Genomic DNA, 11918 nt, shown 5'->3' on the forward strand with positions numbered 1-11918 from the left:
GCTGGCAGGGTATAGGGTGAACGGTTAACCCCTGTGGGAGCGAGCTTGCTCGCGATAGCGGCGTGTCAGTTAACGATGATGTCGACTGATTCACCGCCTTCGCGAGCAAGCTCGCTCCCACAGGGGAGATGTGCTGCAAGACTCGGTGGTTCGCTCCTATACCGATGGTAATACGATAAACACAAGGCTTTTGTGGCGAGGGAGCTTGCTCCCGCTGGACTGCGCAGCAGGCCCAAGTTTTTTGATTCAGCACAAAATGCTTGGGGCCGCTTCGCGACCCAGCGGGAGCAAGCTCCCTCGCCACAGGGGGATGCGCTATGTCGAAGGGCGCGCTTCGACGTTGTCCAGTGCTCGGTTTGCCAGCTGTCCACTCAACTCGATCAATTGGTGGATGCCCAGGGCAATGTGGCGCCTTGAGCCTTCCAGGTCGAAGGCCAGGTCGCTGAGCATGGCGGTGGCCGAGGCGAGGGTTTCGCTGAGGTTGGCGAGCAGGGATTCGGTGTCGACACCGTTGACGACCGTGAAGAGTTGGCCGGGATCAGCCTCGGGTTTGCTGGGTTTGGGCTTGAGGTAGTAATCGAGGACGCGGTCGGCGGCTTTGTCGAACGCTTTTGATGTTGGATCGCTATCCGGTGGATTCGGTGTTGGCTTGAACATGGATGAAACTCCTTGGTTATTGGAGCCGCAACCTTTTGCTACCAAACATTAGGTGGCGGCTATACGCAGGTTGGTAGACCGGGTACCAAGGCAAACCCAGCGCGCCACAAGGGCGCCCCGCGCACAGCCGCCATAATAAATATGCCGGAGCTGTGCGCCTTAGTTTTACCCGGGCTACCAAACCCGATCGCTGATTTGTCAGCGATCCGGAAACGATAAAACCTGGCCCCAAGGCGCACAAGCCGGCGGATTCTGGCGCAGTTGTAGGCAATGGCGCAAGGTGAGGTCGTTCGGTCTTACATCAAGAGTAATGAGGTAAACATCCAGGCGTTTGTGGTGAGGGAATTTAGCGAAACGTCGCACCGCCCCGCTGTGGGAGCAAGGCTTGCCCGCGATGAAGATGACGCGGTCTCCTGGCGAACCGAGGTGCCTGCATCGCGAGCAAGCTTTGCTCCCACCGGGATTTTTGTTGCGCCGCTTGGCGGGTTCAGTAAACCCAAACCTCCACCCGCCGATTCCGAACCCGACCCTCATCCTCGCTGTTGGCCGCCACCGGCATCAAGGCGCCGAACCCTCGCACTTCCCGGAGCGCCACGCCGTATTTGACCAGCTCCCGCCGCACCGCCATGGCCCGCAGTTTGGACAACAGGTCGGCCCGCGCCGGGTCGTCCTTGGCGTCGCCAAAACCCACCAGCGTTACGCGTCGATCGGTTTTGCCGTGCTGCTTTATATAGTCGAGCACACGGCCCAGGTCCTGGTGGGCCTTGTTGTCCAGGCTGGCGCTGCCTTCTTCGAAGCGGAAATTCACGCTCAAGCGTTGGGCGTGGCGGCTCAGGGCCTGGTAGCCCTCGGGCATCAGTGCATTCGGCGTGACGGCCATGGCCTGGACGGTCTGGGCGATGAACCCGTTGGCCGCGACGATGGCCTGGCCCTTGTCGCTTTGGGCGAACGCCACCAAGGCCTCGGCCCACGGGTTGGTGCCCCAGGGGGGTAAATAGAAGAACAGGCGCCGGGAGAGTGGGTAGTCCTCGGTGGCGATCAGGTGGTTGAGCGGCAGCATGGGTTGGGAAGCGCCGTCGACAATGGCCAGCGCCTTGGCCTGGCGCACGTAGGGCAAACCGATGAAACCGATGCCTTGTGGGTCCTGGCTGACAGCGTCGGACAACTGTTCGCTGGACTCGAAGCGCCGGGCGCTAGGATCCAGGCGTTTGCCCTGTCGGCTGAGCACCAGCTCCTTGAAGGTGTCGTAGGTGCCGGACTGTTCATCCCGGGCATACAGATGAATCGGCCCGCCCGTCCCGCCGACGGCCTCCCAGGTTTTCGCCTCGCCACTGAATATCCGCGCCAGTTGCACGGTATCGAGTTGCTGCAGCGGGTTGTGGGGATGAAGGATGATCGCCAAGCCATCGATGGCGATGACCTGCTCGGCGGCAGGACTTTTCAGGTCGCCCAGGGACGATAATTCCTTCAGCTCACTGTCCTTGATCGGCCGGGAAGAGGCGGCCAGGTCGGCGCTGGCCTGCTTGAGGGCGGCGAAACCGGTGCTGGAGCCGTGGGCCGCGATGTCGACTTCCACCCGCCGGCCATCGGCAGTCTGGCCGACGATGCGTTGCTCGTTGTCACGCCCGGTGATTTCACTGCTGACCCTGCGCAGGCCCTGATCCTCCATCAAGCCTCTGACCAGGGCCGGCCCTAGCGCCGCGCCGATGGTATTGGAGCCCTGGAGGCGCAAGGCTGGGCCCTGTTCGGGAATGGGCAACTTGCCGGCCCATGCCACGAACGGCAGCCAGAGGCCCATGAAAACCACAACACACAGCCGCATGCCGGCACCTTCTGAACCCGAGGAAGTGCCGGAAGATTAAGTCAGTCAGGTTACTGAAAGGTGACAGGGGTGCGACTTGTCAGGTGTAGCAGAGTGGTGCGGGAGCGGTGTGTTGTGGGAGCAAAGCTTGCTCGCGATACAGGCGACCCGATTTAACGGCGGGACCGTGTCATCGTTCATCGCGAGCAAGCTTTGCTCCCACAGGCTTGCTCCCACAGGGTTTGATGTGACGCGATCAGCTCAGTTGCAACCAGATCGGCGCATGGTCAGATGGTTTTTCCATGCCCCGCAGCTCATAGTCCACGCCAGCGTCCTTGACCCGTGGCAGCAGGCCGTGGGAAGTGAGGATCAGGTCGATGCGCAGGCCGCGTTTGGGCTCGTCCTCGAAACCGCGGCTGCGGTAGTCGAACCAGCTGAAACGGTCGGTGACGTCCGGGTTCAGGTGGCGGAAGCTGTCCACCAGGCCCCAGTTCTTCAGGCGGGCCATCCATTCGCGCTCTTCCGGCAGGAAGCTGCACTTGCCGGTTTTCAGCCAGCGCTTCATGTTGTCCGGGCCAATGCCGATGTCGCAGTCTTCCGGGGAAATGTTCACGTCGCCCATCACCACCACTGGCTGGTCGTTGCTGAAGCGGCTTTCCAGCAGTTGCTGCAGATCGCTGTAGAAACGCTCCTTGGCCGGGAATTTGGTTGGGTGGTCGCGGCTTTCACCCTGGGGGAAGTAACCGTTCATGATGGTCACCGGCACGCCGTTGGCATCGGCGAAGGTGCCCCAGATGAAGCGCCGCTGGGCGTCCTCGTCGTCACTGTCGAAGCCTTTGTACAGGCTCAGCGGCGCCTGGCGGGAGAGCAGGGCGACGCCGTAGTGGCCTTTTTGCCCGTGGTAATGCACGTGGTAACCCAGGGCCTGCACCTCGGCCAGGGGGAATTGCTCGTCGTGAACCTTGGTTTCCTGCAGCCCGATCACATCCGGCTGGTGCTTCTCGATCAGCGCCGCCAGCTGATGGGGGCGGGCGCGCAGCCCATTGATGTTGAAGGAGACGATCTTCATGGTCGGCTGTCCTGGCAAAACTGCGATGCTAGCTGACATGTGGGAAGGGAGCCAGCGTGGCAGTAGGACAAATGCGCTGCTAATGTCCTTTGCATGTAGGAACGATCACGACCCTCTCGGGTTCGTACTCAATAAGAGCAGGGCCTCACCGAGCCTCGCCCCAGGAGATCCAACACCATGCCTGAAACTGCAACCGCCATCGCCGACGTCCATATGCTCGACAGCGGTTATTCCCGTGAAGCCCGTTCGTTGCTGTACCAGGCCTATCGCCATGAGCCGACCTTCAGCTACCTGTTCGAATCCGAGCGTCCCGGTTATGAACAGCGGGTGCGGGCTACGGTGCGTGAGCTGGTCAAGCAGCATTTTCTTCAGGACCTGCCGGCCATCGGCCTTCTGGTCAACGACCGCCTGATCGGCATCGCCCTGATCGCCCCGCCACAGCGGCGCTTGGGCATCACCGAAAGTTGGGCCTGGCGCCTGCGCATGGTCTTGAGCACTGGTTTCCGTTGCACTCGGCGCTATCTGGAGTACCACGCGGCGGTGCTGGCCTGCCTGCCGTCGGATGCGGTCCATGTATTGCCGCTGCTGGGGATTCATCCGCAGTTCCAGGGCAAGCATTTCGGCGAGCAGTTGCTCGAGGCGGTCCATAACTGGTGTGCGGTGGACGAGCATTCCCGAGGGGTGGTGCTGGACACTGGCAACCCGCGTTATCTTGAGTTTTATAAACGCCAGGGTTACGAGGAAATCGGTGAGGTTGCGGTAGGACCGATCCGCGAGCATGTGTTCTTCCACGCCAACCCACAGGTTCTGCAAAGCGCAACGGGCTAATCGGTCGAACTTTTGCGAAATGTCCGGCTCTATCAGGCACCTACGCTCGTGATAGCATCCGCGCCATGAACCTCTCAGGAAGAATGACCCGTGGCGCGCTTTTGCTGTCCCTCAGCTGCGCGGCGCTGGCAAACAGTGAATTGGAAGTACGCGTCCAGCCGTCCAACGACGAACTCAAGGCCAACGTAGAAGGTTACATCGGTGGCTTGGGCGATCGTGATGAGGAGGCCTTGCTGCGCTTCAGTCGCGGCGCCGAGGAGCAGGCGCGCAAGGCCGCCCAGGCGCTGGGCTACTACCAGCCGCAGATCGACAGTGAGGTCAAGGGCGGCAAGGACCCACGCCTGGTGCTCACCATCGACCCCGGCGAGCCGGTGCACCTGCGCAACGTCACCGTGCGCATCGATGGCCCGGCGGCGGCGCTCAAGGCCTTTCGCGTACCCAGCAACGCCGCCCTGAAACCCGGCGCAGTGCTCAACCATGGTCGCTATGAAGACGCCAAGCGGGTGATCCAGAACCAGGCCTCGCGCTATGGTTTTTTCAGCGGGCGCTTCACCCAGCAGAAACTCCTGGTGGACCCCCAGGCGGGCATCGCCGACATCGAACTGGTCTACGACAGTGGCCCGCGCTATGCCTTGGGCCCGGTGAGCTTCGAGGGCGACACGCCGTTCGACGAAGACCTGCTGCGACGCATGGTGCCGTTCAAGGCGGGTGCGCCCTACGACTCCGAGCTGATTGCCGAACTCAACCAGGCCTTGCAATCGAGCGGCTATTTTGAAGGTGTTCGGGTGGATGCGGCCCCCACCGCAGCCACCAACAATGTCATTCCGGTGGCGGTCAAGCTCGATACGCGCAAGCCGCGCACCATGGGCCTGGGCCTGGGTTTTTCCACCGACGTCGGCCCCCGGGCCAAAGCCAACTGGACGCGCCACTGGGTCAACCCCCCAGGGCCACAGCTATGGCTGGGAAGCGGAAGTGTCGGCGCCCCGGCAGAACGTCGGCCTGTGGTACGACGTGCCGCTGGACCCGCCGCTGACCGACAAGATGCGCTACGCCGGCGGCTATCAATATGAAGAACTGGCCGGCACCGACAGCCTCAGCAAACTGCTCACCGTGGGCCCGGAATGGCACAGCAAGTTGCCCAGTGGCTGGCAGCGGGTGGTGTCGCTCAAGTGGCAGCGCGAGGAGTATCGCCTCGGCGACGATGCGGGGCTGAGCACGCTGTTGATGCCGGGCGTGAGCTATTCCTACCTGCGCAGCGACAACCGCATCGACCCGCACAACGGCTACCGTTTGCAGTTCGACACCAAGGTCGCCAAGGAAGGGCTGGGCTCGGACAACAACCTGGTATACGGCACCGCCATGGTCAAGGGCCTGACCACGGTGTTCGACAAACATCGCCTGCTGGCTCGGGGCGCAGATCGGCGGCAGCGCCACCAATGGCTACAAATCCATCCCGCCGTCCCTGCGTTTTTTCGCCGGTGGCGACCAGAGTGTGCGGGGTTACGACTACCAGAGCCTGTCGCCGGAAAACGCCGAGGGCGACCGTATCGGCGGACGTTACATGGTCGCCGGCAGCCTTGAGTACCAATATTCCGTCGCGGAAAAATGGCGGGTGGCGACGTTCGTCGACCAGGGCAACTCCTTTAACAGCCTTGAGCTGCCGAGCTTGAAGACCGGCGTAGGTGTCGGCGTGCGCTGGGTGTCGCCGGTGGGGCCGATCCGCCTCGACCTGGCCCATGCGATGGACGATGAAGGCGGCATTCGATTGCACTTTTCCATGGGGCCTGAGTTGTGACGCGTGGTGTGAAGAGGACGCTGTTAGCGCTCGCCGGGGTGCTGGTGGCAGTCGTGCTGGCCTTGAGCGTGGTGCTGGGCACGGCCTTTGGCAGCCGCTGGGCCCTTGGCCTGGTGCCGGGGCTGAACGTGGAGAATTTCCAGGGTCGGCTGGGCGGGCAGTGGAGCGCCGATCACCTGCTGTGGCTGCAAGGCGACAGTCGGGTGGAGGTGGATCGGCTGATATTCGCCTGGTCACCGCTGTGCCTGGCGCGCATGACCCTGTGCATCGAACAGCTCAAGGCCGATCAGGTCGCCTTGCAGTTGCCAGCCTCGGCCGATGAGCCGAGCAGCGGTCCGATCAGCTTGCCGGACCTGGATTTGCCGCTCGCCATCGAACTGGGCGATGTGCAGGTCGGCAGTCTGTCGTTCAACGGCAGCGAGCAGCTCAAGGGCCTGCAATTGGTTGCCCACTGGACTGCCGAGGGTCTGCAGATCGACTCGGTGCAATTGCAGCGCGACGAACTGGGCCTGACGCTGTCCGGCTTGCTCAAGCCCGGCGGTGACTGGCCATTGAATGCCGAAGGCCGGTTGACCTTGCCGGTGCCGGGGGCCACGCCCTGGGCCCTGGACCTGAAAGTTGACGGCAACCTGCTCAAGACCCTCAACCTCAAGGCCGACAGCAGCGGTTACCTGCAAGGCCAGTTGACCGGCGAGCTGCAACCGCTGGCGGACAACCTACCCGCCAAGGTGCGCATCACCGCCGACGGCTTCAAGGCCAGCGCCGATCTGCCGGACACCTTGTTGCTCAATCAGCTGGAACTGACCGGCGAAGGCGATCTGAAGAAGGGTTATCAATTGCTCGGCAAGGCGACATTGCCCGCCGAAAAAGGGCCAGTCGCGTTGCTGCTGCAAGGCACCGTGGACGCCGATGGCGCCCGGATCGCCGGCCTGGATCTGGATGCCGGCAATCAGCAAAGCCTGAAACTCAGCGGGCAAGTGGACTGGCGCGAAGGCCTGAGTGCCGAGGCGAAAGTCGCCTGGCTGGATTTCCCCTGGCATCGCCTGTATCCGCTGATCGACGAGCCGCAGGTGAGGTTGCGCAGCTTCAATGGCGAAGTCTCGTACACCGATGGCAACTACCTGGGCAATTTCCAGGCTGCGCTGGACGGACCCGCCGGGGCCTTTAGCCTGGACAGCCCGTTCAGCGGCGACCTGACGCAAATCCACCTGCCGCAGCTCAAGCTCGCCGCGGGGCAGGGTAAGGCCGAAGGGCATCTGAGCCTGCAATTTGCCGACGGCATCGCCTGGGACACGGCGCTGCAACTGTCGGCCATCAACCCGGCGTACTGGCTCGGTGAACTGCCCGGGACCCTGGCCGGGCCGTTGCGCAGCAAAGGGGCAATGAAGAACGAGCGCCTCGACCTCGACGCAGAGCTGGATCTCAAGGGCCAGCTGCGTGGCCAACCGGCGCTGTTCCAGGCCAAGGCCAGCGGCGCCGGCGAGCAGTGGAACCTCAGCGCGCTGGACATCCGCCTGGGGGACAACCGCATCACCGGCAGCGGCAGCCTGCAACAGAAGCTCACCGGCCAGATCGACATCAAGCTCGCCCGCCTGGCCCAGCTCTGGCCGCAACTGCGCGGCCAAGTGGTCGGCCGGGTCGATGTCGCCGGCACACTCAAGGCGCCCCAAGGCAAGCTCGGCCTGCAAGGCACGCAACTGGCATTTCAGGACAATCGCCTGCAAAGCCTGAACCTGGATGCGACCCTCGACAGTGCCCAGCGCGGCAAGCTCGACCTCAAGGCCAGCGGTATCCGCGCCGGTGAAACTTCGTTGGGCGTGCTGACCGTCAGCGGGCAGGGCGACATCAAACGGCAAACACTCAACCTGGACTTGCAGGGGCCGCAGCTCGACACGACCCTGGCGTTCGACGGTGCCCTCGACCAGGGCAATTGGCGCGGGCGCCTGGCCAGCGGCGCGGTGCAGGCCGGCGGTCAAGCCTGGCGCCTGCAAGCCCCGGCGAAGCTGGAGCGCCTGGCCGATGGCACGCTCAACGTCGGCGCCCATTGCTGGCGGTCCTTTGAGGCCAGCCTGTGCGGTGAAGACCAACGGCTGATGCCGGAGCCGAAGCTGCGCTACCACCTCAAACAATTCCCCATCGAAAGCCTGGCCCAGTGGATGCCCAAGGATTTTGCCTGGCAGGGCCGGCTCAACGCGGACCTGCAACTGGACTTGCCGGCCAGCGGCCCGAATGGCCGGATCCAGGTGGACGCCAGCGGCGGTACTTTGCGGATTCGGGATAAGGAGAGCGATAAGCCGCAATGGCTGGACTTCCCTTATCAGACCCTGACGCTCAACAGTCGTCTGACCCCCAAGCGCATCGATACCGACCTGAATTTCGTCGGCGCCAAGCTCGGCGAACTGATGCTCCGGGCGCAGATCAACCCGCTGCCGGCGAGCAAGCCCTTGAGCGGTTCGTTCCGCCTGACCGGCCTGGACCTGTCCGTGGCCCGGCCGTTCGTGCCAATGGTGGAAACCCTCACCGGTCACCTGAACGGTAGCGGGACGTTGTCCGGTGGCTTGCTCGCGCCCCAGGTCAACGGCAACCTGGTGCTCAGCGACGGCGAAGTCTCCGGCCCGGAACTGCCAGTCAGCCTCGAGGCCTTGCAGGTGCGGGCGATGATCGCCGGTGAAACGGTACGGCTCGACGGCAACTGGAAAAGCGGCAAGAGTGGGCGGGGCAGCCTGACGGGAAACATCGGCTGGGGCGAGGCCCTGACCCTGAACCTGGCCCTCAAGGGCTCGCAGTTGCCGGTCACCGTCGAACCGTACGCGGTGCTCGATGTCGCCCCGGACCTGAACATCACGATGCAGGGCGAGCAGCTTTCCATTGCCGGCAAGGTCCTGGTGCCCAAAGGCGAGATCACCGTCCGCGAACTGCCGCCGTCCACCGTCAAGGTGTCGGATGATACGGTGATCGTCGGCCACCAGACCGAGGAGGGCAAGGCGCCGATAGCCATGGCGATGGACATCGACGTGATCGTCGGCCAGGACAAGCTCGCGTTCTCGGGTTTCGGCCTGACGGCCAACGTGCAAGGCCAGGTGCACATCGGCGACAACATGGACACCCGCGGTGAACTGTGGCTCAACGACGGCCGCTATCGGGCCTACGGGCAACGGCTGACGGTGCGCCGGGCACGGCTGCTGTTCGCCGGCCCCATCGACCAGCCCTACCTGGACATCGAAGCGATTCGCCAGACCGACGACGTGATCGCCGGCATCCGCTTGAGCGGCAGCGCCGAGCAACCGACCACGCAGATCTTCTCCGAGCCGGCCATGAGCCAGGAGCAGGCGTTGTCCTACCTGGTACTGGGCCGGCCGCTGAGCACCACGGGCGAGGACAACAACATGCTTGCCCAGGCGGCGCTGGGCCTGGGGCTGATGGGCAGTTCGGGCGTGACCAGCAGCCTGGCCAGTAACCTGGGTATCGATGATTTCCAACTCGACACCCAAGGCAGCGGCAACACCACCAGCGTGGTCGCCAGCGGCAACCTCTCGGAAAAACTCAGCCTGCGCTACGGCGTCGGCGTGTTCGAACCGGCCAACACCATCGCCCTGCGCTACAAGCTCAGCAAGAAGGTCTACCTCGAAGCCGCGAGTGGCGTCGCCAGTTCGCTGGATATCTTCTACAAGCGCGATTTCTAAACCCTTCCCCAATCCCCCTGTGGGAGCGAGCTTTTCCCACAGGTTTGTCGGCATTTCGTCTGCTGGTTAGTAGCAAGCTAACTATTTGTTTGACATTTGCTGCCTAAGCAGTAATATTTCGACATACATTCACTGCCTAGGCAGCAAACGGTGCTCAGATGAAGCATTTCACCCCAGACGACTTTCACAATTGCCACCTCGGCATGCTGCTCGGCCGCGCCGCGCTGCTCAAGGACCGGATCATCGACACCCACATGGAGCCCGTCGGCATCACCGCCGCGCAGTTCAAGGTGTTGATCATCATGGCCCAGCACGGCATCGACACGCCGGTCGAGCTGTGTCGCTACCTGTCCCTGGACAGCGGCTCGATGACGCGGATGCTCGATCGCCTGGAGCAGAAAGGTTTCCTGGTCCGCCAACGCTCGGCAGAGGACCGGCGCCAGGTGCAATTGGTACTGACCGAAGCCGGCCAGGCCCTCGCCGATCGCCTGCCGTTCATTGGTGCCGACGCTATGAACCAGCTGGCCGGCGCCATCAGCCGCGAGGAGCTGCAAACCCTCGAAGACATCCTCAAGAAAATACTGCTCGCCGCCGGTGATCCCATCACTGTGTTGCGATTGGGGGAGAAATGAAACGTCAAACCTTGCGTGCCCGCTTGAGCCTGGTGCTGTTGGCCATGAGCCTCGCCGGTTGTGCCAGCTACAGCGGCCTGAAGACCGAAGGCGTCAGCCTCGAGGCCAAGAGCCTCCAGGCTGGACAGTCCCTGACCGGGGTCACGCTGTCGCCGGCCGCGTGGCCGAAAAACGACTGGTGGAAAAGCCTCGGTGACCCGCAACTCGACGGCCTGATCCGTGAAGCCCTGCGCGACAGCCCGGACATGCAGGTCGCCAGCGCCCGGGTCCACCAGGCCAGTGCCGCGGCCTATGCCGCCAACGCGGCGCGCCTGCCGACCCTGGATGCCAGTGGCAGCGTCAGCCGTTCGCGCCTGGCCCGTGACCAGGATCCGCAAGGGCAGGGCGGGGCGTACAGCACCCTGCGTTCGCTGAGTGTGGACTTCAACTACAACTTCGACCTCTGGGGTGGCCAGCGTGCCGCCTGGGAAGCCGCCCTGGGCCAGGCCCGCGCCGCCGAGATCGATCGCCAGGCCGCGCAACTGACCCTGGCCGCCGACGTGGCCCGGGCCTACAGCGACCTGGGCCAGGCCCACATCATTCATGATCTGGCCGCCGAAGACCTCAAGCGCACCCGGCAGATGCTCGACCTGGGCAAGCGCCGCCTCAGCGCCGGGATCGACAGCGAGTACCAGTTCCAGCAGACCGAAAGCCTGGAAGCCAGCGCCGATGCGACTCTGATCGACGCCGAGAAACGCCTGCAAAGCGCCAAGATCGCCCTGGCGGTATTACTGGGCAAGGGCCCGGATCGCGGCAATGAAATCGCCCGGCCCAATGTGCTGCAAGCCAGCGCGGTCGCCTTGCCGTCGAACCTGCCGGCCGAGTTGCTGGGTCGCCGTCCGGACTTGGTCGCGGCGCGCTGGCGGGTCGAGGCGGCCAGCAAGAACATCGAAGCCGGCAAGACCAATTTCTACCCCAACCTCAACCTGAGTGCGGCGGCGGGGGTGCAGTCATTGCTCGGCGATGCGATGTTCGGTTCGGCCAGCCGCTTCTTCAACGTGGCGCCGACCGTGTCGCTGCCGATCTTCGATGGCGGCCGTTTGCGGGCGGACCTGGATGCCCGGGACGCCGATTACGACCTGGCGGTGGCGCAGTACAACAAGAGCCTGGTCACGGCCCTTGGCGATGTCAGCGACACCATCAACCAGTTGCGCGACATCGCTCGTCAGATCGGTGCCCAGCAACATGCCACCGACATCGCACAGAACTCCTACGACACCGTGGTCCAGCGCTACGGCTCGGGCATCGGTAATTACCTGGACGTGTTGAGCATCGAGCAGCAACTGCTCCAGGCCCAGCGCCAACTGGCGAACCTGAATGCCGAACAGATCGATTTGTCGATCCAACTGATGCAGGCCCTGGGCGGTGGTTTCGAAGCCCAGAGCCTGGCGGCGGCCACGCCGACCCACTGATT

At 63.5% G+C, this 11918-nt stretch carries 7 protein-coding genes and 1 pseudogene; 5 read left to right on the forward strand and 3 right to left on the reverse strand.

The features are described 5' to 3' along the window. Window positions 1-315 precede the first annotated feature (315 nt). From PSH84_RS15240 to xthA, 3 genes are all read right to left on the reverse strand, one after another. Window positions 316-657, reverse strand: coding sequence for a DUF6124 family protein (locus tag PSH84_RS15240; protein ID WP_305481320.1), 342 nt, complete (start codon window positions 655-657; stop codon window positions 316-318). Between the two features lie 487 nt (window positions 658-1144). Next, window positions 1145-2479, reverse strand: a complete 1335-nt coding sequence (locus PSH84_RS15245; RefSeq protein ID WP_305470471.1) for a substrate-binding domain-containing protein — start codon at window positions 2477-2479, stop codon at window positions 1145-1147. 235 nt (window positions 2480-2714) lie between these two features. Beyond that, window positions 2715-3527, reverse strand: coding sequence for an exodeoxyribonuclease III (gene xthA / locus PSH84_RS15250; protein ID WP_305470472.1), 813 nt, complete (start codon window positions 3525-3527; stop codon window positions 2715-2717). Between the two features lie 177 nt (window positions 3528-3704). On the opposite strand from xthA, the gene PSH84_RS15255 reads away from it, so the two are divergent. The 5 genes and pseudogenes from PSH84_RS15255 to PSH84_RS15275 all read left to right on the forward strand — a co-directional run bounded on the left by PSH84_RS15255 (window position 3705) and on the right by PSH84_RS15275 (window position 11916). Next, entirely contained in the window at window positions 3705-4355 is a 651-nt protein-coding gene (locus PSH84_RS15255) for a GNAT family N-acetyltransferase (RefSeq protein ID WP_122568149.1), read from the forward strand. A gap of 51 nt (window positions 4356-4406) precedes the next feature. Then, window positions 4407-6150 (forward strand): annotated as a pseudogene (locus PSH84_RS15260) (autotransporter assembly complex protein TamA). Next, window positions 6147-9833, forward strand: a complete 3687-nt coding sequence (locus tag PSH84_RS15265) for a translocation/assembly module TamB domain-containing protein (RefSeq protein WP_305481321.1) — start codon at window positions 6147-6149, stop codon at window positions 9831-9833. Before PSH84_RS15260 ends, PSH84_RS15265 begins: the two are co-directional and overlap by 4 nt. A gap of 158 nt (window positions 9834-9991) precedes the next feature. After that, window positions 9992-10465, forward strand: coding sequence for a MarR family winged helix-turn-helix transcriptional regulator (locus tag PSH84_RS15270; protein ID WP_122568152.1), 474 nt, complete (start codon window positions 9992-9994; stop codon window positions 10463-10465). After that, window positions 10462-11916: an efflux transporter outer membrane subunit gene (locus tag PSH84_RS15275; RefSeq protein WP_305481323.1), complete on the forward strand. Its 1455-nt coding sequence runs from the start codon at window positions 10462-10464 to the stop codon at window positions 11914-11916. The genes PSH84_RS15270 and PSH84_RS15275 overlap by 4 nt, the downstream gene beginning before the upstream one ends. The last annotated feature ends 2 nt before the right edge of the window (window positions 11917-11918 follow it).

Origin of the sequence: Pseudomonas beijingensis, from assembly GCF_030687295.1 — a bacterium.
In the GTDB taxonomy this organism is placed as follows: domain Bacteria; phylum Pseudomonadota; class Gammaproteobacteria; order Pseudomonadales; family Pseudomonadaceae; genus Aquipseudomonas; species Aquipseudomonas beijingensis.